The organism is Bradyrhizobium sp. R2.2-H (genome assembly GCF_004346455.1).
In the GTDB taxonomy this organism is placed as follows: Bacteria; Pseudomonadota; Alphaproteobacteria; order Rhizobiales; family Xanthobacteraceae; genus Bradyrhizobium; species Bradyrhizobium diversitatis.
Map to the genome: position 1 here is coordinate 70,793 of NZ_SMBR01000018.1, position 26,077 is coordinate 96,869.

The window sequence follows — 26,077 nt, forward strand, 5'->3', positions numbered from 1 at the left end:
CGCCTACCGCCTCACCCTGCGCGCGGGACGCGCCTCTTCAGCCGAGGCCCGCAAGGCATCGTCAAGCAGGTCGGTCGGACCGCCCAGCGTGCGCGTCAGGCGGATGGCAGCCTTCAGCAACAGCGACGTCATCGCCTTGATATTGTCCCGCGTGAAGCGCAGCTTCGGTCCCGAGAGCGACAGGGCGCCAACGCATTTGCCAGCGGGGCCAAACACCGGGCAGGCAAGTCCGGCGCAATCCGGATCACGCTCGCCAAAGGACACGGCGGCGCAGTCCTTTCGGATCTCGTCGTAGCCCTCGCCTTTCTCGCCGTCGAAGGCGAGAATGACGCGGCCGGCTGCGCCGCGGTCGAGCGGCAGGAGCATGCCCGCCTCGACCCGGTCGAGCGTCGAATGCCCGGAATCGACACGGAAGACGCAGAGCCTGCGCTTGGCGTCATGCCGCACATGATACGACGGGCTTTCGGTGCCGTCGGCCACGAGCTGCCGCAACAGCGGCACCACCCGATCATGCAGATTGTTGCTGCGCTGGTAGACCGCACCGAGCCGGAACGGCGTCGGGCCGAGGTGATAGCGGCCGTCGGCGAACTGCACGAGATAGCCGAATTCCTGAAGCGACGTCATCAGCCGCAGCAGCGTGCTCTTGTACATTTTGGTGCGCCGGGCGAGCTCGGCCAGAGTCATCGGCTCCGGCGCATCCTCGAAGGCCGCAAGGATGCTCAGGGCGCGGTCGACGGCGGCGACACCGGACGAAGGCATGCGGTCTCCTAGTCAGGGAATCCGGAGGGATCGATGAGCTTTGCGATGACGGGAAAATAGGCGTCGCCCATGCCCTTGTCGATCGTCTCCTGGAAGATCGTGCGCATGAGCGCCGCGCCGCGCAGATCTAGCCCGGTCTGCGCACCCAGCTCCAGCGCGTAGGAGAGATCCTTCATTGCATACTCGGTCGAGAAGGCGCGCAGCGGAAACTCCCTGGCGACGATCGCCTTCATGCCATGGTTACGCAGGGCAAAACTGTCCGCCGACCCCTTGGACAGGGTCTCCAGCAGCAGCTTCGGCTCGACGCCGCTGTGCTTGGCGATCGCGACCGCCTCCGCCAGCGCATTGACGGTCTCGAACAGCACCATGTTGTTGAGGATCTTCGTGACCTGCCCGGCCCCGGTGTCGCCGCAGAGGGTGACATCCGTGGCGAAATGCCGGATCAGCGGCTCGACCTTCGCGAACTGCTCGACTGTCGCGCCAACCATGACGCTGAGCGTGCCGTCCTGCGCGGCCTGACGCGTGCGCGCGATCGGTGCGTCGATCCAGAGCGCACCCTTGTCGGCGAGTTGCTTCGCGAACGACCGCGTCAGGCCGACATCGGAGGTGCCGAGATCGACCACGGTCTGGCCGCTTCCGATGGCCGGCAGGATAGCTTCGAACACCGACATCACATGCCTGGCGCTGGGCAGGCACAGGAAGATCGTCTCGGTGCCGCCGACGACATCTTCGACCGACCTCGCCGCGGTGCCCCCATCCGCAGCGATCCGCGCCAGCGGCTCTGCGGCGAGGTCGAACGCCAGCACCGGCCGTCCGCTCTTGCGCAAGAGGTTGCGGCAGATCGGCTCTCCCATGACACCGAGACCGATGAACCCGATCGAACCAGACATTCCGTTATTCTCCTTCGAAAATCCTGCGGCCGGGCGGGTGCGAGCCCGCCCGGCCGACGCATTTATTTCACCAGCGGACAGCCGCCTTCGCTCATCGGCCGGAATACCTCTTCACCCGGCTTGGAGCTGACGATCCGGTAATAGTCGAACTTGTACTTGGACTCCTCCGGCTTTTTCACCTGCACCAGATACATCGTATGCAGCACGCGCCCGTCGGGGCGGATCGCAACGTCCTTGTTGTACATATCGTTGACTTTCATCTCGTGCATCTTGGCGGCAACAGCCGTCGCATCCGTCGTGCCCGCCGCCTTCACCGCGGCAAGGTAGTGGTGGACGCCGCTATAGACACCGGCCTGCACCATGCTCGCGACCTTGCCGTCCATCAGAGCGGCGTAGCGCTTCGACCAGGCCCGGGTTTGCTCGTTGAGGTCCCAGTAGAACGAAGTCGTCACCTGCAAGCCCTGAGTGACCTTCAGGCCGAGGGAATTCACGTCCGTGATGAAGACGAGAAGACCGGCGAGCTTCTGACCGCCTTCGACGATGCCGAACTCGCCCGCCTGCTTGATCGCGGTCTGCACGTCCGCGCCTGAGGTCGCCAGCCCGACGACGTCGGCCTTGGAGCCCTGCGCCTGCAACAGGAACGACGCGAAATCGGCGGTGCCGAGCGGATGAGCGGCCGAGCCGGTCACCTTGCCGCCGGCGGCCTCGATGAATCTGGTCGCGTCGCGCTGAAGTGCGTGGCCGAAGGCATAGTCGGCCGTCACGAAGTACCAGGTCTTGCCGCCGGCCCGCGTGATCGCGTCGCTGGTGAGCTTCGACAGCGCATAAGTGTCGTAGTTGAAGTGGAAGCTGACCGGCGAGCACGACTTCCCGGTGAAGTCGGACGAGCCCGGGCCCGAGATGACGAAGATCTTGTTCTTCTGCTTGGCGACTTCGAGGATGGCAAAGCCGGCCGAAGAGGCCGCGCCGTCCGCGATCATGTCGACGCCCTCGTTGTCGAACCATTTGCGCGCGGTGGCCGATGCGATATCCGGCTTGTTCTGGTGGTCGGCCGAAATGATCTCGATCTTCTTGCCGAGCAATTCGTTGCCGAAGTCCTCGGCGGCGAGCTTTGCCGCGGCAACCGAGCCTCGCCCGCCATTGTCGGCGAACACGCCGGACTGGTCGTTGAGCACGCCGATCCTGATCACATTGTCGGCTCCAAGCGCGGTACTCGCCTGTGCGGCCAGAATTGCCGCCATGATCCAACGCAACTTCATAAGATACGCCTCCCGTTTACGAATTTTGCTTGTTGAGGATGTCTTGCAGCACCGGCGCAATGTAGCGGCGGAACTGTTCCGGATTTTCACTCATTGGAAAATGGCCGAGCCGCTCCATCACGGTCGCCCTCGCGCCGGGAATGCCGGCCGCGGTCCGCAGCGTGTCCTCCGGCGTGCAGGAGAAATCGTACTCGCCGGTGAGGAGATAGAGCGGACACTGGTTGACGTCGATGTTACGGATGCGCCCGCGCAGGTCGCCATCGACGCGATAGAAATAGAGATCGCCCTTGAAGATGCCGGGGCCACCCTGCTTGTAGCCCCACAGCGTCTCGTTGCGCGAAGCTTCCGGGCCGCCAGGCGCGATCAGCCCGGACACCAGGGCGGCGCAGACCTCGCCGCCATGAACGTCGGGCCGGTTCAGCCAGGCCGTGTCGTACCAGGGCTGCTGGAAGTCCGCCGCCTCGAGCCCGATCAGGGCGCGAAACTCGCGCGCGTACTCGATGGCGAGATTGAGCACGATGCGGCCGCCGATGGAGCAGCCCATCACCACCGGGCGCTCCAGCTTCAGCGCGTTGCAGAACGCACGGATGGTCGCGGTGTAGCTCGCGGTGGTCAGCCGATATTCGGTGCCGTATTGGCTGTCCGGCGGATTGGACTTGCCGTGCCAGGGCATGTCGAAGGCGATGACGCGGAAATGCCTGGTGAACTCGTCATCCGCGAGCAGATGTCGCCATTGCCGCGCATCGGAGCCGGCGGTGTGGAGGCAGACCAGTGGAATGCCGCTGCCGTTTTCCTCGAAGTAGATGCGGTTGATCTCGCCGCCGATTTCGACATGCACGTAGCGACCGACGATCGGCTCGATGAAGCCGCTCATGACGCGCCTCCAAAGCCGTTCTGTCGGGGCAGCGCCAAGAGATCCTTGAAGTACTGAAGATGCGTCATGAAGGGGTGCAGATCCCCCTCAAGGGTCGCATGTCCGCGCTTGGTCAGCGCCAGCAGGTCATGCCAGCCCGCCGGCGGCATCTTCTGCCAATAGGCGGCAAGCGCAGCCGGCGTCGCACGGTAGGCGAACCGCCACGAGCGCATCAGGACAGGAGCCGACGTCATATCCACGATCTGCCCGGCGCGGATGGCAACGTGAAATGGCTGCGTGCTCGGCCCGAGCAGGCAGTCGACGTCGAGCCAGCGCCCGCGGGCGGTCAGAGCAACATCGCGTGCCAGCAAGTCGGGGATCGCCGTGAAAGCCGCGATGACGGCGTCGGGCGTGAATAACACCGGCTGGCCGTCGCCTTGATGGACGTGTTCGGATTCCATCGTTCCGTCCCTCCCTCCCTCTCCATCGTTCTGTTGTACAGAACACTATTCTATTTCAGCTTCGCTTCTATACAGAGCTTGTGGGCGAACTCAAGTGCATGGGGCCCGCATGCGGTGCCGCGGGACGCCGCCCGTTCAGGGATGAAGCTTTGTCTCGCCGCCGGCGCAGCCCGAGATCAAGCTTCGAGGACGCGCGCGAGCAGCCAATAGCCGCCGAGCAGGCCGATCACCGCGGACACTGCATAGACCAGCCCCGCCGCCCTCACCGGCTCGGACCGGTCCTGAGCACTCAGTCGATCGGCCACGCGGAGGATCGGCAGCGCGACTGCGACGATCGCGACCTGCCCGATCTCGACGCCGATGTTGAAGGCGGCCAGCGCCGGCACCGCTGCGTTGGGTGGCAGCCCGATCTCGCGAAGCGCACCGGCGAAACCAAAACCGTGGATCAGCCCGAACAGAAAGGCCATGCGCCAGCGCTTGTCGACATCGCGCGAGAAGAAGTTCTCCACGGCCACGAAGACGATCGAGGCCGCGATCGCAGGCTCCACAACGCTGCTCGGCATGACGAGGACATCAAGCGCGGCCAGCGACAAGGTAATCGAATGGGCGATGGTGAAGGCCGTCACGATCTTGACGACCGGAATGAGCCGTCTTGCCCACAGCACCACGGCAATCAGGAATGCGACGTGGTCGTAGCCGAGGAAGATGTGCTCGATACCCGTGAGGAGATAGCGCTGCATCGTCGACCACAGCGGCGGCGGCGCGGTCGAGAGCGTGACCGTCGTGTTGCCGGCGTCGAGCAAGGCCTGCGCCTCCGATCTGCCCTGCGCGATCAGCACGACCTGCCGCGCGGCCGGGTCTTTCTCGGTCAGCACGGTTGAGCGATAGATGAGGTCGCCGGGGGCGTCGGCGCAGGCAAAGCTCTTGCGATAGATGATGCCGTCGCCGTCCGCCAGGATCGCTGCATCTCCGGCCAAGCAAGCCCTGGCGCCACCTGTCACATTGAGGTGCGTGCTCATATAGACCAGGATGGCGGATCTGGCAGCTTCGACCGCCGCAGGATCGACCGTATCCTGTCTCGCATCATAGGTCCTCGTGCCGATCAGGCGATCGACATCGCTGCCCTTCAATCCGAGCTCGACCTTCACGATGCGATCGTCGGTCAGCGCCACGCGCGCCGTGACGAGGTTGACTTGGTGCGCTTCAGCCGGGAGAGCGATGCCGAGCAGCGCCGCGAACCACAGCAGCAGCGCGCACCTCACGATCCCGCTCCGTCACGCCAGCACATCCGCCACGACCGCCTTGAGGACATCCCGCACATCGGCCGGCTTCAGCCGCACCTGTAATCCGCGCTGACCGCCATTGAGATAGACCGACTCATGCGCGAGCGCGCTCTGCTCGATCACGGTGCGCACCGGTTTGCGCTGCCCGAACGGGCTGATGCCGCCGACCTTGTAGCCGGTGACGCGCTCCGCCTCGGGCGGCTTCATCATCTGCGCCGACTTGCCGCCCGCGGCCGCGGCGAGCTTCTTCATCGAGACCTCCTGGTCGGACGGCACGACCACGCAGACCGGCTTGCCGTCAACCTGCGCCATCAGCGTCTTCAGGACGCGCGCCGGGTCCTCACCAAGCGCGGCGGCGGCCTGCAGCCCGATGCTTTCGGCATCGGGATCGTACTCATAGGCGTGGACCGTGAAGGCGACACCGGCGGCGTCAAGCGCGCGCGTGGCTGGGGTGACTTTGGACATGCGTCACATGTAGCACCGTCATTGCGAAGAGCGAAGCGGTGGGGGATGGGGGTACGATGCCCGTCACAAATTCAGCTGTCGTCCCCGCGCAACGCGGGGACCCATAACCCCAGGGAGGAGTTTTGGCGAAGGCTCCTAGTCGGGACTACGACCGTCCGCAATCGCGAGATCACGCAGTATGGGTCCCCGCATGCGCAGGCACGACAGCCGGATTTGGCGGCGCTAGGCTGCCAAACCCGACAAGAACGTCCTACTCCGCCGCGTCCCGCATCTCGGCGCGTTCGGCACGCACTGCGCAGAACTTGAACTCCGGGATCTTGCCGAACGGATCGAGCGCCGGGTTGGTGAGCAGGTTCGCCGCCGCTTCCGCATAGCAGAACGGCATGAACACCATATTCTCCGGCACGTCGCGGTCGGAGCGGACCTTGACCTCGACGGCGCCGCGGCGGGTCTCCAGGCGAATGAAATCGCCAGGCACCAGCTTCTTCTTGCGCATGTCCTTCGGCGACATGAAGGCGACCGCCTCCGGCTCGATCTGGTCGAGCACCTGCGCGCGGCGCGTCATCGAGCCGGTGTGCCAGTGCTCCAGCACGCGGCCGGTCGACAGCACCATCGGGTATTCGTCGTCGGGCAATTCGTCCGGCGGGATCACCTTGGCCGGCACGATCTTGCCGCGGCCGCTCGCGGTCGGGAAGCCCGTGGTGAAGATGATCTCGTTGCCGGGCTGGTCAGGCGCGTCGGCCGGATAGGTGACCGCGCCTTCGCGAAGCAGCCGCTCCCAGCTGATGTTCTTCAGCGACGGCATCAGCTCCGCCATCTCGGTGTAGACGTCGCCGGGACCGGAATAATTCCACGGCAGGCCCATGCGCTTGCCGATCTCCTGGATGATCCAGAGATCCTGCCGCGCATCGCCCGGCGGCTTGATCACCTGGCGCGCGAGCTGGACGCGGCGGTCGGTGTTGGTGAACGAGCCCTCCTTCTCGGCGAAGGCCGAGGCCGGCAGGATGACGTCGGCGTGGAACGCGGTCTCGGTGACGAAGAGATCCTGGACCACGAGATGATCGAGCATCGCGAGCGCCTGGCGGGCGTGCTGGAGATCGGGATCGGACATCGCCGGGTTTTCGCCCTCGATATACATGCCCCTGATCTCGCCGGCATGGATCGCGTTCATGATCTCGACCACGGTCAGGCCGCGCACGGGATCGAGATCCTGCTGCCAGAGCTTTTCGAAGCTGCCGCGCAAATCATCGCGCCCCACCGGCTGGTAGTCCGGCAGGAACATCGGGATCAGCCCGGCGTCGGAGGCGCCCTGCACGTTGTTCTGGCCGCGCAGCGGATGCAGGCCGGTGCCGGGACGGCCGACCTGGCCGGTGATCAGCGCCAGCGCAATCAGGCAGCGCGCATTGTCGGTGCCGTGGACGTGCTGGCTGATGCCCATGCCCCAGAAGATGATCGACGATTTTGCGCGCGCATAGGTGCGGGCGACCTCGCGCAGTGTCTGCGCCGGGACGCCGCAGATCGGCTCCATCTTCTCAGGCGTGAACTCCTTGATCTTCTCCTTGAGGTCCTCAAAGCCCTCGGTGTAGCCGGCGATGTACTGGTCGTCGGTCAGGCCCTCGGTGATGATCGTGTTGATCATCGCGTTCAGCATGGCAACGTCCGAGCCGGGCTTGAACTGCAGATGCCTGGTCGCATGACGCGACAGCGTCTGCCGGCGTGGATCCATCACGAACAGCTTGGCGCCGTTCTGCTTGACCGCGTTCTTGATGAAGGTCGCGGCGACCGGATGGTTCACGGTCGGGTTGGCGCCGATCACCCAGATCACTTCGGCATCCATCGCGGCGGAGAACGGCGCCGACACCGCGCCCGAGCTCAGACCTTCGAACAGCGCCGCCACCGACGAGGCGTGGCAGAGCCGGGTGCAATGGTCGACATTGTTCGAACCGAAGCCGGTGCGCACCAGCTTCTGGAACAGATAGGCCTCTTCGTTCGAGCCCTTGGCCGAGCCGAAGCCGGCCAGCGCCTTCACGCCCTTCTCGTCGCGGATCTTGACGAGGCCCCTGGCCGCGATGTCGAGCGCTTCCTCCCAGGTCGCCTCGCGGAAATGGGTGAACGGATTGGCCGGATCGACCTGGTCGTTGGCGTCTTTCTTCGCATTCGGCAGCCGCACCAGCGGCTTGGTCAGGCGATGCGGATGGTGAATGTAGTCGAAGCCGAAGCGGCCCTTCACACAAAGACGATTGTGATTGGCGGGACCGTCACGGCCCTCGGCATAGATCACCTTCTCGTCCTTGACCTCGTAGGTCACCTGACAGCCGACGCCGCAGAACGGGCAGAGCGAGTCGACCTTCCTGTCGGCATAGGTCACGCGGGTCTGCTTCTCGTCCAGCATCACGGCCGGCATCAAGGCGCCGGTCGGACAGGCCTGCACACACTCGCCGCAAGCGACGCAGGTGGATTCGCCCATGGGATCGTCGAAGTCGAACACGATTTTCGAGCCGTGACTACGATAGGCCATGCCGATGACGTCGTTGACCTGGACCTCGCGGCAGGCGCGCACGCACAGGCCGCACTGGATGCAGGCATCGAGATTGACACGCATCGCCGGATGGCTGGCGTCGGTCGCCCAGCGCTCGGCGGCGGGGAAGCGGCTCTCGGTGACGCCTGTCGTCTCGGCCCAGTGCCAGAACTTCGAATCCGGATCGTGCGAGGTCTCGCGCGCCGGCTGGTCGGCGACCAGCAGCTCCATCACCATCTTTTGCGCCGACACCGCGCGCGCGGACTCGGTCTTCACCTTCATGCCGACCGACGGGGTGCGCTTGCAGGATGCCGCCAAGACGCGCTCGCCCTCGATCTCGACCATGCAGGCGCGGCAATTGCCGTCGGGACGATAGTCCGGTGCCGGCGAATAGCACAGATGCGGAATCTCGCGGCCCTGGCGCTTAGCCACCTGCCAGATCGTTTCGCCGGGATTGGCCTCGACCTGCTTGCCGTCGAGCTCGAACGTAATCTTCGTCATTCGGCCGCTTCCTTGAACTCGTCAGGGAAATATTTGATCACGGAGGACAGCGGATTCGATGCCGCCTGTCCGAGCCCGCAGATCGAGGCATCGCGCATCGCCTGGCTCAATTCTTCCAGCAAGGCGCGGTTCCAGACCGGCTTCTGCATCAGCAGCGCCGCCTTCTGGGTTCCGACGCGGCAAGGCGTGCACTGGCCGCAGCTCTCGTCCTCGAAGAACTTCATCAGGTTCAGCGCCGCCGCGCGCACGCTGTCCTTTTGCGACAGGATCACGATCGCGGCCGAACCGATGAAGCAGCCGTATTTCTCCAGCGTGCCGAAATCGAGCGGGATGTCGTCCATCGATGCCGGCAGGATGCCGCCGGACGCACCGCCCGGCAGATACGCGTAGAACTGATGGCCGTCGGCCATGCCGCCGCAATATTCCTCGATCAGCTCACGCACGGTGATGCCTGATGGCGCGAGCTTCATGCCGGGATTCTTGACGCGCCCCGAGACCGAGAAGCTGCGCAGACCGTGACGCTCGTGGCGGCCATGGCCCTTCCACCAGTCGGCGCCCTTCTCGACGATGTCGCGTACCCACCACAGCGTCTCGATGTTGTTGATCAGCGTCGGCAGGCCGAACAGGCCGACCTGGAACGGATAAGGCGGCTTGTGCCGGGGCAGGCCACGCTTGCCTTCGATGCTTTCGAGCAGCGAGGATTCCTCGCCGCAGATGTAGGCGCCGGCGCCGCGCCGCATGTGCAGCGTCGGGCCGCCCGGCGGCAGCTTTGCGATCTCGCGCTGGAGGATCTCGCGTGCGGCCGGATATTCGTCGCGCAGATAGATGTAGACGTCGCTCGCCTGCACCACATGCGCGCCGATCAGCATGCCCTCGATGAAACGATGCGGATCGGTTTCCAGATAGTAGCGGTCCTTGAACGTACCGGGCTCGCCCTCGTCGCCATTGATCGCCATCAGCCGCGGGCCGGGCTCGCCCAGCACCGCGCGCCATTTGCGTCCCGTGGGGAAGCCGGCGCCGCCGAGCCCGCGCAGCGAGGCATCGTCGAGCGCTTTCAGGAGATCGTCCTTCGACAACTCGCCGGAGCGCAGGCGGCCCAGCAGCTTGTAACCGCCGCCGGCGACATAGGCGTCGTAGTCGACATATTCGGGCAGATGCGCGTGAGTGGCGCCGGCCTTGGCCGCCGCCATCACATTGGCGACGGTGGCGTGATCGACGAAGTTGTGACCGACTTCCGCGGCGGGCGCAGTATCACAACGACCGACGCAGGGCGCGCGCACGACGCGGATGCCGGGACCTGACGCGCTCTGCAGATCTTGGAGCAGCTTCTCGCCACCAAGCATCGCGCAAGTCAGCGAATCACAGACGCGGATCGTTAGCGGCGCGATATCGGGCTCACCTTCCTTCACCACGTCGAAATGCGCGTAGAAGGTCGCCGTCTCGAACACCTCGGCGAAGGCGAGCTTCATCTCGTCGGCGAGCGCGGCCAGATGCGCGGCCGAGATCTGGTGATATCTGTCCTGGATCAGGTGCAGATATTCGATCAAGAGATCGCGCCGGCGCGGCCTGTCGCCGAGCAATAGCTCGATCTCGTGCGCGGCCGTGGGATCGACCTGCCGCCCCTTGGGGGTCGCCTTGGCGCGTCGGCGCCCCTCACCGGGATGCTCGAACGGTCGGACCTTGTGCACGTCGTGGCTCATCGATTCGTCTCGACCTCGTCTTTTAGAACGGCTCCAGTTCTAGCTTCTGGCATGCCAAATGCCAATCAAATTATCATGCTCAAGGAAGCAGTTAAGTGCAGCCCACGAGCAGCCCCAAGGACAACTGTGGATCGCTGCCCGGACACGGCCTTGCGTTCGTCCAACGCGCCAACTGACAGAACGAAGCCTGAATTGGTCTGGAGAATCAATAAAGGCTTCCTATGCTGCGATAGCGAAATCGTATCGAAGTCCCGCTCCGAAGCTACGGCGGGAGCGCCCATCGTGCGCTCCCGCTCGCGATGAATGCGCGATCAGAAGATCTTGACCGCGCTCTCCAGCGTCTTCCACACGCCCCAGGCCAAGGGAACGCCGACGAAGGCCCAGAACAGCGCCGCCCTGGCGTCGAGCCCGCCAAAGCCTATGCCGTAGGAGCCATGCGGCCCCGCAGCTGCAGCGCTGGCGCTCGCCGCCTGCAACTTGGCGACATCGGCGTCCTTCATGTGCCACTTCGAATCGACCGGCTTGATCAGGTAGTTGCAGATCAGGCCCGCAATCAACATCGCGCAGAGGATGTACATGGTGGTGTTGTAGAGCTGGTCGCGGGGAACGCCGGCCGCGAGTTGGAACTCGCGGATGTAGTTCACCACGACCGGGCCGATGATGCCCGCGGTCGACCATGCCGTCAGCAGCCGGCCGTGGATGGCACCGACGAACTGGGTGCCGAACATGTCCGCGAGATAGGCCGGAACGGTGGCGAAGCCGCCGCCATACATCGACAGGATGATGCCGAAGCCGAGCACGAACAGCAGCTTCGAGCCCATCGCCGCGAAGGTCGGCGCCAGCGCGTAGAGCACGATGCCGAGGATGAAGAAGGTGTAATAGGTGTTCTTGCGCCCCATGAGGTCCGACATCGAGGCCCAGAAGAAGCGGCCGCCGATGTTGAACAATGACAAGAGACCGGCGAAGCCGGCAGCGATCGCCGCGATCGCAGCTTTCTGTTCAACCGAGAGCTGGCTGAAGGTCAGCTCCGGATGCCCGATCAACTTGCCTGCGAAGATCTCCTGGAGCATGGGCGAGGCCATGCCGATCACGCCGATACCCGCCGACACGTTGAGGCAGAGCACCCACCAGATCAGCCAGAATTGCGGCGTCTTGTGTGCGTTGTCGAGGTGCACGTGGTGCTCGGTGATCATCGACTTCTTCTCACTCGGCGGCGTCCAGCCCTCGGGCTTCCAGCCGGCCGGCGTCACGCGATAGGCGAAGGCGCCGATCATCATGAAGACGAAATAGACCACCCCCATCGTGACGAAGGTCTCCCAGACACCGACGGAGGTGGGCGTCTTGAAGTAGTTGATCAAGAGATTGGCCAGGGGTGCTCCGATCATGGCACCGCCGCCAAATCCCATGATGGCCATGCCGGTCGCCATGCCGCGGCGATCCGGAAACCATTTGATCAAAGTCGACACCGGAGAGATGTAGCCGAGCCCGAGTCCGACGCCGCCGATCACGCCACAACCAAGCCACATGATCCAGAGCTGGTGGACGTAGACGCCGAAGGCACCGATCAGAAGCCCGCCGCCCCAGCAGCAGGCGGCGACGACGCCCGCCTTGCGCGGACCGGCGCGCTCGAGCCAGCCGCCCCAGATCGCGGCGGAGACGCCGAGCAGGACAAAGAACAGCGTGTACATCCACCCCAGGCTGGCGACCTTCCAGTCGCAGCTCGTTGTGAACAGCTCCTGCCACAGCGACATGTCCGGGCATGACTTCGGCGCCGCGATGCCGATCGCGCGCGACAGCGGCAGCCAGAACACCGAGAAGCCGTAGGCCATGCCTATGCACAGATGGATACACAGCGCTGCCGGCGGCACCAGCCAGCGATTGAAACCGGCCGTCGCGATCGTGCGTTCACGATCGAGGAAGCCGGAGGCACCAACCGGTGCAAGAACGGTATCGGCAGTCGTCATAAGCATTCCCTCCCAAGCGCGGCCTTGCCGGCACATCGGTTTGAGACCGGTCGTGTGCGTGCTTGGCAGCCGCGCATGACAGGTCGGACTTCATGTCGAAGGAGAATCGTCTGATGCGCATCGCCTCATATGCGCCGAACAAGCAGCCGATCGCGGGTTGTCCTTCGCCTCGCAAGCAGCGTTGCCGTGACGGCTATCGCGCCCTCATCCCCCTCAACACCCTCTCATGAGATGAGCAACACACGTGCCAGAAGCCGCATCGTGACGGTTCAACGACTTCCCGCAACGCAATATATTGCAGGGGACAGAATGTCCTGAATCCCTCGGACAAAATGTCCAATCAGGCCGCTTCCGGCAGCCACACCGTGAATGTACTTCCGGAGCCGACGCGGCTTTCGGCCGTGATCTGTCCGCCTTGGCGCTTGATCAGCGTCTGGCTGATGGAGAGGCCGAGCCCGGTGCCTTGCCGCTGTTTCGTGGAGAAGAAGGGATCGAATATCTTTTCGATCACCTCGGTGCTCATGCCGATGCCGGTATCAGTGACTTCGATGGCGACGCCTCGATGGCCGTCGCGCTCGGCATCGAAGGAGCGAAGCGTCAGGGTTCCGCCGTCCGGCATGGCGTGGATCGCGTTGACGATGAGATTGACCAGGACCTGCTGCAGCTCGTTGCGGTTCATCAGCACGAGCCGGTTGGCGCGGTCGTCCCTGACCACGCCGATCTCGGTCTTGTTCAGAAGATGCTGCACCAGCGGCAGACAGTCGGAGATGACGCTGGCCGGCGCATGGCGCTCGACATAGCCGGCATATTCCTCCGGCCTTGCGAACTGCAGCAGCTTGGTCACGATCTGGCTGATGCGGTGAATCTGCTCGTCGAGCAGGCGGAACTCGACCTTCGCCTTGTCAGCATCGGCGCCGAACACGCTGCGGATGACGTCGAGATTGCCCTGCATCACCGCGATCGGATTGTTGATCTCATGGGCCACGCCGGCGGTGATCTCGCCGATTGCAGCCAGCTTCTCGGACATGATGAGCTGCTTGGTGGTGGCCTCGAGCTTGAGATTGGCGTGCTCGAGGTCGCGCGTGCGCTCGCGCACGCGGATGTTCAGCTCCTCATTCCACTCCCGGAGCTGTCGGTCGCGTTCCTGGATCTGGTCGAGCAGGCTGTCGAGATGAACCGCGACGCGGCCGATCTCGTCACCCAGCACCGGCATCTTGGTGCGGGCGGAGAGATTCCCGCGCTCGACCTCGCTGATCGTCGCCGTGACGCGCTCCAGCGGCATGAAGATGGAGCTCGCCCAGCGCAGGAAGATCGGCACGGTCGCGGCGGTGATGGCGATGAACGCTGCGACGATGATCACCAATGTCTGGTATTTGGCTTCGCTGAACGGCTTCTCCAGGAAGCCGACATAGAGCATGCCGACCCGCTTGCCGTAACTGTCGACCAGCGGCTCATAGGCGGAGATGTACCAGTCGTTGACCACGAAGGCGCTGTCGAGCCAGGTGCGCCCCTCGCCCAGCACGGCCGAGCGCACCGCCGCCGACACGCGCGTGCCGAGCGCGCGCCGCCCCTCGAACAGGCGGACGTTGGTCGATATCCGCACGTCGTCCAGGAACAGCGTCGCGGTGCCCTGGCTGCCCTCCGGCAGGCTCGCCGCGCGATAAACGAGATCGTTGATCGTGTCGATGAATTCCAGGTTCTGGTTGAGCAGCGTGCCGCCGACCAGCGCAGCGGCGCCACCGTCAGGCAGCATCGCCCGGCTCGCCGCATGCACGACCATGCCGCGCGTCTCCGTGCTGCGGTCGGTCGGCACTGCGTTCGGGGTCGGCACGAGGTCCAATCGCGCGCGCTCGGCGAGGGCCGGCGAAATTGCGGCGAGCTCGTCATTGCCGAAGATGTCGACGCCTGTTGCAGGGACCTGGCCCGACAGCGCCGAGGTGATGATCGGCCAGTCGCTCCTCGGTCGACGCTGCAACGGCGGCGACGAGGCCAGGACATCCCCGCGATCGTTGGTCAGATACAGGAAATCGAGACCGATCTCCTTGCGGGTCTCCTCGAGCAGATCCTGCAATGAGCTGCGCGCATCCGGCGCCAGCACCTCGTGGAAGCGGGCCGACAGGCTGAGCGCCCGCAGCTGGGCGCCGGTCCTTTCCAGGATGCGGGCGAGATATTGGTGGGCGATGGTGAGATCGCCGTTCACCTTGGAGATCAGGGTCGCGTCGAATTTCGCGTTCCAGCGATAGATCGCAACGCCGAGCAGGAGCGGCAGGATGACCAGCATCGGCAGCAGCGCGATCGCGAGCAGCCGGAAGCGGACGGAGCGTCCCCGCACGGGCTCGCCGCTGCGGCCGGCAGCATCAGACATCCCACAACGCGCATTTGCGGTCGATGGTCTTGCGCGAGATGCCGAGACGCCGAGCCGCCTCCTCGCGGTTGCCATTGACCTCCTTCAGCACGCCGAGAATGTGACGGCGCTCGAGCTCCGCGAGACTGTCGGCTGGCGCCGACTGACCGTTGTTGCGGGGACCGGCGAAATCGTCGGGGAAGGCGCCGAGGATCAGCGCGCGCTCGATCAAATTGCGCAGCTCGCGCACATTGCCCGGCCAGTCATAGCTTGCGAGCGCCGCCCGCACCGAGGCGTCGATCGGCACCGGCGGCATGCCGAGCTGCACCGACAGCTTGCTCATGAAGATGGTGGCGAGCTCCTGCACGTCGTCGCCGCGATCCTTCAGGAGCGGCAGGCGGATCTGCATCACGTTGAGCCGGTAGAACAGGTCGGCCCGGAAGCGGCCCTTCTCGACCTCCTTCTCCAGTTCGGCATTGGTCGCGAAGATGAAGCGCAGGTCGACCGGAACTTCACGCTCGGAGCCGACCGGACGGACGCGGCGGTCTTCGAGCACGCGGAGCAGCTTGCTCTGCATCGGCAGCGGCAGCTCCCCGATCTCGTCGAGGAACAGCGTGCCGCCATGGGCATACAGGAACAAGCCCTCGCGGCCCGAATCGGCGCCGGTGAAGGCGCCCTTGATGTGTCCGAACAGCTCGGCCTCGATCATGTCGGGCGGGATCGCCGCGCAATTCACGGGCACGAAGGGCTTGTCGGCGCGGTCGGACAGCGAGTGGATCGAGCGCGCTGCCACTTCCTTGCCGGTGCCGGATTCGCCGGTGAGGAGAATCGAGGTCGGCAGGCGCGCGACGCGCGCAATGGTCTCACGCACGCGCAGCGTCGCTGCCGACTGTCCGATCAGATTGTCGCGCAGAAAGGTGCGGTCGGACGAGGCACGCAGAGCGTAGCGCAGAACATAATTCTCGCGCTGGAGGCGGACGCGGTCGAGGCATCGCGCCACCGCGTTGAGGATCTGGTTGGAGCGGAACGGCTTGAGCACGAAGTCGGCCGCACCGGCGCGCAGGGCCTGGATCGCGGTGTCCAGGTCGGCATAGGCGGTGATCAGGATGGCATCGGCAAAGAAGCCGACGGCGCGCTGCTCGGCGAGCCAGTCGACGCCATTCTTGCCGGGCATGATGTTGTCGAGAATGACGACGTCGTAGCGGTTTGAATCGAGCTTGCGCGAGGCCTGGTCGGTATCGGCCGCCTCGTCCACCAGCTTGCAGCGCGGCGCAAGCGTGCGCACCAGGAAATTGCGCATGCCCGGCTCGTCGTCGACGATCAGGATGGAGGCCTGCGCCAGCGCGCTGAACTCCGGTCCTGCAGCCGCCTTGCCGAGCTTGACGTCAGGTTCGCGTCCCACCGCGGGATTTGCGGCTGCGCTTACCCTCGATGTTGAGAAAGTCATGCCCGATGTCTTAGGTTTGAGAATCTTGGGTTTGAGATCGTTCACCGCAACAATCGGCGTCTTTCGCATTGCAGCGAAAGCTACGGCCGTTCCCCCGCGGGCGCAGCATAGTCAAACGTCGCCGCCGTGAATATTCGCCTTTTTACGGGGCGCCGCTCTTTTCGACCAGGAACACGATGCGCGCCTCGTTGCGCTCGGTGATCTCGACCTTGTCGCCGGTCTCGCGGATCAGGTTCGGAATGTCAATCACCGACAGGGGATCGGTGCAGTGAACCTCGAGCTGATCACCCGGCTGCAAAGGCTTGAGCGCCTTGCGCGTCTTCAGGGCGGGCAGCGGGCATTTCAGTCCGGTGAGATCGAGCATGGTTCTGGTCATGGCCGCAACATGGCGGGACCGGTCGATCACGTCAACGCAAGGGCGCCTAGAGCAGACCCGCGTAGGACAGGAAGCCGACGTCCTGCCCCGGCTCGACATTCGTGATGTCCTCGCCGAGTTCGACGAGGCCATCGGTCTCGACCAGCGACGACAGCAGCCCGGCCCCCTCGCGCGGAAACTTGATCGCCTCGAGCGCACCGTCCTGCGCGCGCCGCAGCGAGGCGCGCACATATTCCCGCCGGCCGGCCTTCTTCCTGTAAGTGAACGCCGCGCGCAGCGGGATGGGCGTCAACGGTTCCGGCAAGCCACCCGCGAGCGCCAACACCGTCGGTCGCACCACATGGACGAACGTCACGAAGCTCGCGACGGGATTGCCGGGCAATCCGATCAGCGGCGTGCCGCCGATGATGCCCATCGCCACGGGACGGCCGGGCTTGATCGCCATCCGCCACAGCACCAGCGAGCCGATACTCTCGACCGCCGCCTTGACGTGATCCTCCTCGCCGGTCGAGACACCGCCGGTGGTGAGGATCAGGTCATGGTGACCTGCGACCTGCTTCAAGCCGTTCGCGAGCGACGTCCGCTCGTCGCGCAGAATGCCGAGGTCGCTGACCTCGCAGCCGAGCCGACGCAGCATCGCCAGCAGCATGAAACGATTGGAATCGAACAGCTGCGAGGCGGCGCGCGGTTCGCCGGGCGACGCCAATTCGTCGCCGGTCGAGAACACGGCGACACGGATGCGCCTGACGACATCGAGCCCCGTCAGGCCGAACGCGGCGGCAAGGGCGACATGCTGCGGTCGCAAGCGTTGGCCGGCGCGCAGCGCGACGTGACCTTGCGGAATGTCCTCGCCTGCGGGACGGACATTGGCCCCACGCTTCAGCCCCGGCGGCAGCACGATCCTGCCGGAATCATCGATGCGAACGTCCTCCTGCATAAAGACGGTGTCCGCATCGGGCGGCATCGGCGCGCCGGTGAAGATGCGCGCGGTGTGACCGGACTTGATCGGTGCCTGTGCAACGCCGCCGGCCTGGATGCGACCGTCGAGCGGGAACGCCCGTTCGGCGCTTTCCGGAAGGTCGGCGTTGCGCAGGGCGTAACCGTCGACGGCGGAGTTGGTGAACGGCGGCAGCGGCAAAGGTGCGGCCACATCGCGCGCGAGCACGCGCCCGTCGGCGTCGACCAGCGCCACGGTTTCCAGATCGACAATCGCGTTGACGCGCGTCGTGATGAGGCCAACGGCTTCGTCGACCGACATCATCGGGCCGCCGAAGGCAAAGCAATCGTCCGATAGTTGCGCCATGGTGCCTCGTCAGCGTATCGCGGCGCTCTTTGCCACCGCCTCCTCGACCGGCATCGCCGCGCGCAGCAACAGTTCCGCGGCAGCCGCGATATCGTCGAGATGGACAGTCGGCAGCCTTGTGTCAATCGCGACGTCGCTCGCAATCCCGGCAATGCCGGGATCATCGGGAAACAGCAGCGGCTTGCCGTTGCCGGCGCGGTGCACCTCGATCTTGCGATGCGGCTCACGCTTGAAACCCTCGACCACGACGAGATCGACGGCGGAGAGCTTGCCGAGCAGCTCCGGCAGCCGCGGCTCCGCCGCCCCGCGCAGCTCATGCATCAGCGCCCAGCGGTTGGCCGAGGCGACCAGCACCTCCGCCGCGCCGGCCTCGCGATGGCGCCAGGAATCCTTGCCCGGCACGTCGACGTCGAACTGGTGATGCGCATGCTTGATCACGGAGACGCGCAGGCCCTGCGCGTTGAAATGCGGGATCAGCCGCGTCAATAGCGTTGTCTTGCCCGCACCGCTCCAGCCTGCAAGGCCGATGACTTTCATTCCAGCTCCGTCGCTGCGCACGACTCGGTCCTTGGGTGGAACCGCCGGTCCAACCCCGTCATTGCGAGCGCAGCGAAGCAATCCAGACTGCCGCCGCGGAAAGATCCTGGATTGCTTCGCTCCGCTCGCAATGACGCCGAGGCGGCATTTCGCTCTTTCCCGCCATGCATATATCGGCTTGACCCGAATGTCATGCTAACCTCGCCGCCATGATGAAGATCGACAAAGCCCCGGTACCCCTGATCATCCCCAACCCCGACGACCCGCGCCTGACCCAGAGCGTGACCGGGACCGACCAGACCGGCGCCAGGGTCGAGATCAAGGTCCCGATGGAGCGGCCACTGACGCTCTACCTGAATGCCCAGGAGATCGTCACAATGATGACGATCGGCGACTATCCCGAATATCTGGCGCTCGGCTATCTGCTGAACCAGAATATGCTGAAATTCAACGACGTGGTCACCGAGGTCGAATACGACGACGACCTCCAGGTGGTCGTGGTGCGCACCGCACATCACACCAATTTCGAGGCCAAGCTGAAGAAGCGCACGCAGACCTCGGGCTGTGCGCAGGGCACCGCCTTCGGTGATCTGCTGGAGGCCGTCGAGAGCGTCGCGCTGCCGAAAGCCGAGCTGCGCACCTCCTGGCTCTACCAGATGACGCAGACCATCAACACCATGCCATCGCTCTATCTCGAGGCCGGCGCGATCCACGGCTGTGTGCTGTGCAAGGCGGGAGAACCACTCTGCTACACCGAGGACGTCGGCCGCCACAACGCCGTCGACAAGATCGCGGGCTGGATGTACCGCCACGGCGTCGAGCCTGGCGACAAGATCCTCTACACCACCGGGCGTCTCACCTCGGAGATGGTGATCAAGACCGTCCGCATGGGCATTCCGATTCTGGTGTCGCGCTCCGGCTTCACCGCCTGGGGCGTCGATCTCGCAAGGCAGGTCGGGCTGACGCTGGTGGGACGCACCCGCGGAAAGCGCTTCATTGCGCTCGCAGGCGAGGAGCGCATCGTCTACGACCAGAACCTTGCTTACGTCGAGGAGGAGTCGGCCAGGCACAAGCGCAAGGGTGAAGGTGGTGACGACTAGGATTTCGGCAACGGGCGTTCCATCGACTCTCGGCGTGCTGCTCGCCGGCGGCCTCGCACGGCGCATGGGCGGCGGCGACAAGCCGATGCGCACCATTGGCGGGCGTACCATCCTGGAGCGCGTGATCGCGCGCCTTTCGCCCCAGTGCAGCGGGCTGATCCTCAACGCGAACGGCGATCCCGCCCGCTTTGCTGCGTTCGGCCTGCACGTCGTGGCCGACGACGTGCCCGGCTTTCCCGGCCCCCTCGCCGGCATCCTCGCTGCGCTCGACTGGGCCGCGACGAACCGGCCGGAGATCGAATGGGTGGTCAGCGCCGCCGGCGACTGCCCGTTCCTGCCGCGCGATCTCGTCGCACGGCTGCATGACGCACGCGCGCGAGAGAACGCGCAGCTTGCGGTCGCCGCGTCAGGCCAGCAGTCGCATCCGGTGATCGGGCTGTGGCGCGTCGCCTTGCGCAACGAGCTGCGCCACGCGCTGGTCGTCGAGGATCTCCGCAAGATCGACCGCTGGACCGCGCGCTATCCACTCGCAACGGTGACGTGGCCGGCGGAGCCGCTCGATCCGTTCTTCAATGCCAACACGGTCGAGGACATCTCCGAAGCCGAGCGCCTGGCGGCGCTGGATGAGGCATCCTAGCAGCTTCAAGATTTCGGAAACTCGTTGAGCAGCTGCGACCAGATGATCGCGAACGCAACCAGGCCGCAGAGGCCGACGACGATGGTGAACCGCGGCAAGCGGCCGATCGCGATCAGCAGCCAGGCCGGCACGAAGAACAGCATGAAGATCATGCCCAGCGGAAACACCGCGAGCCATTGAAAGCCGGTGCCGTCCCCGGGCGGGACATGAGCGATGAAGTAGAAGGTGTAGAGCCAGAACAGCGTGCCGGCCGCTGCGACGAGTGCAGCAATCTTGCGGAAATTTGCGGATGTTGACGCGGTCATGATCTGGCTCACGTCCCTTGGTCGCTGCGGCGGCCGTCTAAGTTCATGGCCCTAGACCAGACCGAGCACGGGAGCGCTCCGCTCAGGCCGCCATCGGCACCCACCAGCCCCATCACCATAGACCCTGCTCGTGTCGCGAGGTCTCCTGCAACGTCACCGAGCAGGCCGGAATCCGGCCCGCTCCAGCGCCGCGCGCGCCTCTTCCGAGCCGAGTGCGTCGAGAAAGGCCCGCACGGCCCGCCGGTCTTTGCGCGCAGTAACCAGTGCGAAGTCATAATGCTCTTCCGCCAGCGGAATGAAGCCGAGGCCGACCGCATGGGCGACCGGCGCGATGGTCATGCCCCAGTCGGCGCGGTGCTGCGCGACGGCCGCCGCCACCGCGTTGTGCGACCGCGGCTGGTTCCAATAGCCCTCCGGCCGCACGCCGCCGAGCAGCCGGTCGATCAGGATGCGTGTGCCGGCGCCCTGGTTGCGGTTGACCATGATGCAGGCGGAGTCAGCGAGCGCGGCAGTGATCGCATCCTTCGCGTTCAGGCCTTCGAAGCGTGTGTCGCCCTTGCGGAACACAATGCCCTGCATCCGCCGCCAGCCGGGGACGAGCTCAAGTCCTTCGACGAGATAGGGCGTGTTGTAGGTCTCGCTTCTGTCGTCGAACAAGTGGATCGGCGCGAGGTCGCATTCGCCGCGCCTGGCCGCCGCAAGCCCGCCGAGGCTGCCGACCGCGATTGAGCGCACCGTCAAGCCGGCATGCGCGAGCGGTGCGGTGACGAGATCGAGGCCGGTGCAATGGCTGCCGACGATGACGAGATCGGGCACGCGCACATGCGGCGTGAACAGCGTCACTTCGGCTTCAGTCCCGGCCGGCATCTGGTCCGCCAGCGCATCGATGCGCAAGAAACCGTCCGCCTGCGCAAATGACGTGATCGCACCGGACCCCTTGCCGGAGGGATAGGCGATCAGGCCGTCTCTGCCCTGGACCAGCGAGACCATGATGAATTCGGTGCGACCGAGCTCGGAGGCGATGCGCACCGGCACGGTCGCATTCACCTTGGCATCGGAGCGCGGCGGCAGGCCGGCCATCTTGCGCAGCACCGGCACGATCATGTCATGGAAGGTGAACATCGCCGAGGTCGGAAAGCCCGGCAGGATCACCACCGGCTTGCCGTCGCACACCGCAAGGCACAGCGGCTTGCCGGGCTTGAGCGCAACACCATGCGCGATGATGCCGGGTGCGCCGAGCCGGCCGATGATGCGATGGGAGAGATCGCCCGCGCCTTTCGACGTACCGCCCGACAGCACCAGCATGTCGGAGTCCGCGAGCGCGCGGCGCATGGCCGCGTCGAGCCTGGCTTCATCGTCGGGAATGGCACCGAGGAAGACGGCCTCGCCCCCATTCTCGTCGACCGCGGCCGCGACGATGGCGCCGTTGGTATCGTAGATTTCGGCAGGCGCGAGCGGCTGGCCGGGCTGAACCAGTTCATCGCCGGTGGAGATCACGGCAATCCGCGGTTTGCGCACGACACTCGCCTCGGCAATGCCGCAGGCCGCCAGCATGCCGATCTCGCGCGAGCCGATCAGCGTGCCGGCGCGCAGCAGCGCCTCGCCGCGCGCGATGTCGGATCCCGCGTATGAGACGAACTGCCCCGGCGAGACGGCACGACGGACGTCGATCGCATCGAGGCCGGCCGGCTGGGTGTGCTCGACCATGACCACGGCATCGGCGCCGCGCGGCAGCGGACCGCCGGTGGCAATCGGCGTCGCGGTACCCGCCGCCACCTGCAGCGTCGGCGCGGTGCCGCAATGAATGGTCTCGCCATTCAGCGCGAGGCGCACGGGCGCGCCCTCGCCGGCCGCCGCAAGATCCGCGGCGCGCACCGCAAAGCCGTCGACATTGGACCGGTCGAACGGCGGCACGTCGATCGGCGCGGTGACGTCTTCGGCGAGTGCCGCACCGAGCGCGGCAGCGAGCTTGCGCGATTCGCTCGAAAGCGCGCGCGGGAACAAGGCCGCTTCGAAGCGCGCCAAGGCCTCCTCGCGCGAGAGGATATCGAGGAACTGCTCCTGCTCGAGCGCGCTGCGGTCCGGTGATTTCGGGATCATCGTCATGCCAGGGCCATATCATTCCCGCAACAGATGGGCATCGACGGGCGTACCTGCCGCAAATCCCTCGTGACTGGCGGGAATGAGCAGCCACGCGTCCGCACGGGCGATGGCCTGAAGCGGCCATTCGCCCACGGCAAGCGGCATCCAGGCGCGATGTTCCCCGGCCAGCAAAGCGATCTCGGCGATGCCGACACCGGATGCGATTTTTCGCGCGAGCGGCAAGGTCACCCGTCGGCGCGGCCGACGCGCCGACAGATGATCGACCAGCGGCAGCACGAGCGCGAGCCAGGCCGCAAGCGCATGATCGGGCGAGCCGGGCAAGGCGACGACGGGAACCTGTCCGAGCCGACCGACCGCGGCAGTGCGTCCGGGCTGGAGCGCAAGGCCGTGCGCCAGCACCGCACCGCGCCGGGCCAGGGCCGTGATGGCGGCGTCCTGGCAGCCAACGCCGCTGCCGCCGATCATCAGTAGAAGATCGCAGGAGGACGCATCAAGCACATCGGCAATCGATGCTTCGTCGCGTGCCCGAGCTTGACGCGTTTCCACATCGAGTCCCGCTGCCCGCGCGAGCCCGGCGACCATATGCATCGTTGCCGTTGCGCCCGGAACATTGACAACGTGCAGCCGGGGCCGCCGCACGCCGAGCTTCTCCAGACCCGCAACGCGCGCCATCAAGAGATCGGCCGCACCGATCGGATGGCCCTCGGCGCCGGCAGGCGTGCCGTCTGCGATGTCGCTGCCGGCACGCCGGCCCCCCTGTCCGGGCACGCCCTCCGCCAGCACTTGCACGAGAGAGCCCGACACCTCCACGGCATCGGCATCGAGCACACAGTCGGATCCTGCCGGCATCGCGTCGCCGGCATCGACCCACACCGGCACGCCTGTCAAAGGCAGCGGCGAATAAGAGGACGCGCCGACGAGATCGTTGGCGCAAAGCGCCCAGCCGTCCGCGGCGGCGATGTCGCGCGAAGGATAGGCGCCAAGCAGCGGAGTGCCCGCCGCGATGCAGCCGATCGCTTCTGCGCACGGCACCTCCACCGGCGCGACGGGATCAACGCCTCGCAGCAACGCGGCGAGGGCGGTGTCGAGCGGCGTCAGCGAGGGCGGCAGGCGCTGGGTCATGCGCCATGATGGACCATGCATCGCCCGCTTTGGCAACCGCCGGCGATGCGGGCTTCAACCGCCCGACCTGTCGGAGTTGGGGAAGAACAGCTGCTGGCCATCGACCTTGTAGCCGGCGATCGCCGTCTGCCCCTCCGGCGATGTCAGCCAGTCGATGAAGGTCTGCCCGAGGTCTTTCTTCACGTTCGGAAACTTCTCAGGGTTGACCAGCATCACGCCGTACTGGTTGAGCAGGCGCCTGTCGCCTTCGACGACGATGTCGAGATCGCCGCGATCCTTGAAGGCGATCCAGCTGCCGCGGTCCGCCAGAACATATGCATTCGCGGCGCGCGCTGCGTGGAGCGCCGAGGCCATGCCCTGCCCGGCCTCGCGATACCAGGCGCCCTTGGCGGCGGCGATGTCGATGCCGGCGACGATCCAGAGCGCGAGTTCCGCGGCGTGGGTGCCTGACCGATCGCCGCGCGTCACGAACGGCGCGCCCTTGGCTTCGATCGCCTTCAGCGCCGTTGCAATGTCCTTGCCCTTCACGCCCGCGGGATCGCTCTTCGGCCCTATCAACACATAATCGTTGTACATCACGTCGTAGCGCTTCACGCCAAATCCGTCGGCGACGAATTTCTCCTCCTGAGGCCGCGCGTGCATCAGCACGACGTCGATCTCGCCCCGTCGCGCCCCGTCGAGCACTTCGTCGGCGCGCCGCGCGATCACGGTGACCTCGATGCCGGCCTTGTCGCGGAAGATCGGCAGCAGATGATCGAGCAGGCCGGACTCCTGCGTCGCCGTGGTCGTGGCGAGGACGATGCCGCGGTCCTCCGCGGATGACGCCGCAACGCCCGCGGCAAGCCCGCAGAGAAGCGCAAATACAACGGACAGGCGGCCCATGATCGGGGTTCCCTTGGCTATGACGATATCATGATGATGAGCGATTGCGCCGCACTCGTGACGCGTCTTCGCGCGGCCTGGCCGGGAAATTTCGGCAACGCCGCGGCGCGCACCGCGCGAGCGATTGATTCAGGATCGTTCACCAAAGCAGGAAACGCGCGTGCGGGATGTATTGCAAAGCGGCGAGATGATCGGGCATGGTTCCCGCCGGCAAAAAATCTGAAATGCAGAATTCCACCTGCGTCGGGCGTCAAAAAGAAGCAATAATTTGCATAGGAATGCAGGATGGAATTCCTGACGACCAGCGAAGCCGCCGAATATCTTCGGCTCGGCGAACGCAAGCTTTACGAACTCGTCACCACCGGTGCGATCCCCTGCACCAAAGTGACGGGGAAATGGCTCTTCCCGCGGCACGAGCTCGACCTCTGGGTCCTGTCGGGACTGGCACGTCCGGCCGGCATGTTGATCGCGGAGCCGCCGCCGGTCGTCGGCGGCAGCCAGGACGAACTGTTGGATTGGAGCCTGCGTGAATCCGGCTCTGGCCTGGGATCGATGAGCGAGGGCAGCGCGCGCGGGCTGGAGCGCCTGCAGCGCGACGAGGTGATGGCTGCGGCGGTGCACTTCCACGCCTTGACCGCCTCGGACGATCTCGCCAGCGATGCCAGTATCGAAGCCCTGCGGGCCACGCCGGACCTGCATGATGTGGTGCTGGTCGCGTTCGTGCGCCGCGAAGAGGGTCTGGTGCTGCCGCACGGCAATCCCAAGCGGCTGCACGGCCTGACCGACGTGCTCGCACTCGGCGCCCGCATGGCGATGCGGCAACAGGGCACGGGCGCGCAGATGCTGCTCGACGTGCTCCTGAAGCGCGCGGGCGCCTCGACGCGCGATCTGCGCCGCATCGAAACGTCGGCCCTGACCGGGCCGGATCTCGCCGAACTGGTCCGCGCCGGCCAGGCCGATTGCGGCATCGCGACCCGCGCCGCGGCGCGCTCGGCCGGTCTCGATTTCGTGCCGCTGGTCTGGGAGAATCTCGACCTCGCGATGCGGCAGCGCAGCTATTTCCGCCCGGCGATGCAGGCCATGCTCCGCTTCCTGAACGAGCGGCGGCTGCGCCAGCGCGCCGAGGAACTGACCGGCTACGATCCCTCGCCCGCAGGACGGATCCGCTTCGCGGCCTGACGTTGACGCCCACCCCCGAATAGTTGCAAAAGAAACCAATTCAGCCGGGCCGTACCCGGACGCAACACCGGCCAACGAGCCGGCTCAGG

Annotated in this window: 23 protein-coding genes; 4 read left to right on the forward strand and 19 right to left on the reverse strand. The window is 65.6% G+C overall.

The annotated features are described in order from the left end of the window. Positions 1–3: 3 nt before the first annotated feature. The 15 genes from EDE08_RS33475 to mobB all read right to left on the reverse strand — a co-directional run bounded on the left by EDE08_RS33475 (position 4) and on the right by mobB (position 18,660). On the reverse strand, positions 4–759 hold the full coding sequence (locus EDE08_RS33475) for an IclR family transcriptional regulator (RefSeq protein WP_131873707.1): 756 nt from the start codon (positions 757–759) through the stop codon (positions 4–6). 8 nt (positions 760–767) lie between these two features. Then, entirely contained in the window at positions 768–1,649 is an 882-nt protein-coding gene (locus tag EDE08_RS33480; protein WP_131873705.1) for an NAD(P)-dependent oxidoreductase, read from the reverse strand. A 62-nt stretch (positions 1,650–1,711) separates the two neighbouring features. Beyond that, complete coding sequence (locus EDE08_RS33485) at positions 1,712–2,908, reverse strand: ABC transporter substrate-binding protein (RefSeq protein WP_131873703.1); 1,197 nt, start codon at positions 2,906–2,908, stop codon at positions 1,712–1,714. Positions 2,909–2,924: 16 nt separating this feature from the next. Further along, positions 2,925–3,782, reverse strand: a complete 858-nt coding sequence (locus tag EDE08_RS33490; RefSeq protein WP_131873701.1) for an alpha/beta fold hydrolase — start codon at positions 3,780–3,782, stop codon at positions 2,925–2,927. After that, positions 3,779–4,222 carry a hypothetical protein gene (locus EDE08_RS33495; RefSeq protein WP_131873699.1) on the reverse strand — a complete coding sequence of 148 codons (444 nt, stop codon included), beginning with the start codon at positions 4,220–4,222 and terminating at the stop codon, positions 3,779–3,781. Before EDE08_RS33495 ends, EDE08_RS33490 begins: the two co-directional genes overlap by 4 nt. Positions 4,223–4,398: 176 nt before the next feature. Next, a complete protein-coding gene (locus EDE08_RS33500) occupies positions 4,399–5,484 on the reverse strand; it encodes a HupE/UreJ family protein (protein WP_131873697.1) in 1,086 nt (361 codons plus the stop codon). A 12-nt stretch (positions 5,485–5,496) separates the two neighbouring features. Next, on the reverse strand, positions 5,497–5,970 hold the full coding sequence (gene ybaK / locus EDE08_RS33505; protein ID WP_131873695.1) for a Cys-tRNA(Pro) deacylase: 474 nt from the start codon (positions 5,968–5,970) through the stop codon (positions 5,497–5,499). 250 nt (positions 5,971–6,220) lie between these two features. Beyond that, positions 6,221–8,989, reverse strand: coding sequence for a formate dehydrogenase subunit alpha (gene fdhF / locus EDE08_RS33510; protein ID WP_131873693.1), 2,769 nt, complete (start codon positions 8,987–8,989; stop codon positions 6,221–6,223). Further along, positions 8,986–10,689: an NADH-ubiquinone oxidoreductase-F iron-sulfur binding region domain-containing protein gene (locus EDE08_RS33515; RefSeq protein WP_131873691.1), complete on the reverse strand. Its 1,704-nt coding sequence runs from the start codon at positions 10,687–10,689 to the stop codon at positions 8,986–8,988. The genes fdhF and EDE08_RS33515 overlap by 4 nt, the downstream gene beginning before the upstream one ends. Positions 10,690–11,000: 311 nt before the next feature. Next, a complete protein-coding gene (locus EDE08_RS33520; protein ID WP_131873689.1) occupies positions 11,001–12,653 on the reverse strand; it encodes an OFA family MFS transporter in 1,653 nt (550 codons plus the stop codon). Between the two features lie 340 nt (positions 12,654–12,993). Then, entirely contained in the window at positions 12,994–15,018 is a 2,025-nt protein-coding gene (locus tag EDE08_RS33525) for a sensor histidine kinase (RefSeq protein WP_131873687.1), read from the reverse strand. Further along, positions 15,011–16,444, reverse strand: coding sequence for a sigma-54-dependent transcriptional regulator (locus EDE08_RS33530; RefSeq protein WP_131873685.1), 1,434 nt, complete (start codon positions 16,442–16,444; stop codon positions 15,011–15,013). Before EDE08_RS33530 ends, EDE08_RS33525 begins: the two co-directional genes overlap by 8 nt. A gap of 142 nt (positions 16,445–16,586) precedes the next feature. Beyond that, the gene (locus EDE08_RS33535) at positions 16,587–16,820 is read right to left on the reverse strand and encodes a sulfurtransferase TusA family protein (protein ID WP_061024365.1); all 234 of its coding nucleotides are present in this window, start codon (positions 16,818–16,820) and stop codon (positions 16,587–16,589) included. A gap of 46 nt (positions 16,821–16,866) precedes the next feature. Next, positions 16,867–18,123 carry a molybdopterin molybdotransferase MoeA gene (locus tag EDE08_RS33540; protein WP_131873682.1) on the reverse strand — a complete coding sequence of 419 codons (1,257 nt, stop codon included), beginning with the start codon at positions 18,121–18,123 and terminating at the stop codon, positions 16,867–16,869. 9 nt (positions 18,124–18,132) lie between these two features. Then, a complete protein-coding gene (gene mobB, locus EDE08_RS33545; RefSeq protein ID WP_131873681.1) occupies positions 18,133–18,660 on the reverse strand; it encodes a molybdopterin-guanine dinucleotide biosynthesis protein B in 528 nt (175 codons plus the stop codon). A gap of 209 nt (positions 18,661–18,869) precedes the next feature. On the opposite strand from mobB, the gene EDE08_RS33550 reads away from it, so the two are divergent. Further along, the gene (locus EDE08_RS33550; protein WP_131873679.1) at positions 18,870–19,760 is read left to right on the forward strand and encodes a formate dehydrogenase accessory sulfurtransferase FdhD; all 891 of its coding nucleotides are present in this window, start codon (positions 18,870–18,872) and stop codon (positions 19,758–19,760) included. After that, a complete protein-coding gene (gene mobA, locus EDE08_RS33555; protein WP_207913166.1) occupies positions 19,741–20,397 on the forward strand; it encodes a molybdenum cofactor guanylyltransferase MobA in 657 nt (218 codons plus the stop codon). Before EDE08_RS33550 ends, mobA begins: the two co-directional genes overlap by 20 nt. A 5-nt stretch (positions 20,398–20,402) precedes the next feature. On the opposite strand, the gene EDE08_RS33560 is transcribed toward mobA, so the two are convergent. The 4 genes from EDE08_RS33560 to EDE08_RS33575 all read right to left on the reverse strand — a co-directional run bounded on the left by EDE08_RS33560 (position 20,403) and on the right by EDE08_RS33575 (position 24,809). After that, positions 20,403–20,702, reverse strand: a complete 300-nt coding sequence (locus tag EDE08_RS33560) for a hypothetical protein (RefSeq protein WP_131873677.1) — start codon at positions 20,700–20,702, stop codon at positions 20,403–20,405. 153 nt (positions 20,703–20,855) lie between these two features. Then, the gene (locus EDE08_RS33565) at positions 20,856–22,808 is read right to left on the reverse strand and encodes a molybdopterin biosynthesis protein (RefSeq protein ID WP_131873675.1); all 1,953 of its coding nucleotides are present in this window, start codon (positions 22,806–22,808) and stop codon (positions 20,856–20,858) included. Positions 22,809–22,820: 12 nt separating this feature from the next. Beyond that, positions 22,821–23,927: a molybdopterin-binding protein gene (locus tag EDE08_RS33570; RefSeq protein ID WP_131873673.1), complete on the reverse strand. Its 1,107-nt coding sequence runs from the start codon at positions 23,925–23,927 to the stop codon at positions 22,821–22,823. Between the two features lie 54 nt (positions 23,928–23,981). Next, on the reverse strand, positions 23,982–24,809 hold the full coding sequence (locus tag EDE08_RS33575) for an ABC transporter substrate-binding protein (protein WP_131873671.1): 828 nt from the start codon (positions 24,807–24,809) through the stop codon (positions 23,982–23,984). 30 nt (positions 24,810–24,839) lie between these two features. Between EDE08_RS33575 and EDE08_RS33580 the strand changes: the two genes are divergently transcribed. Further along, a complete protein-coding gene (locus tag EDE08_RS33580) occupies positions 24,840–25,076 on the forward strand; it encodes a hypothetical protein (RefSeq protein ID WP_131873669.1) in 237 nt (78 codons plus the stop codon). An 18-nt stretch (positions 25,077–25,094) separates the two neighbouring features. Continuing rightward, on the forward strand, positions 25,095–25,988 hold the full coding sequence (locus tag EDE08_RS33585; RefSeq protein ID WP_131873667.1) for a substrate-binding domain-containing protein: 894 nt from the start codon (positions 25,095–25,097) through the stop codon (positions 25,986–25,988). Positions 25,989–26,077 lie beyond the last annotated feature (89 nt).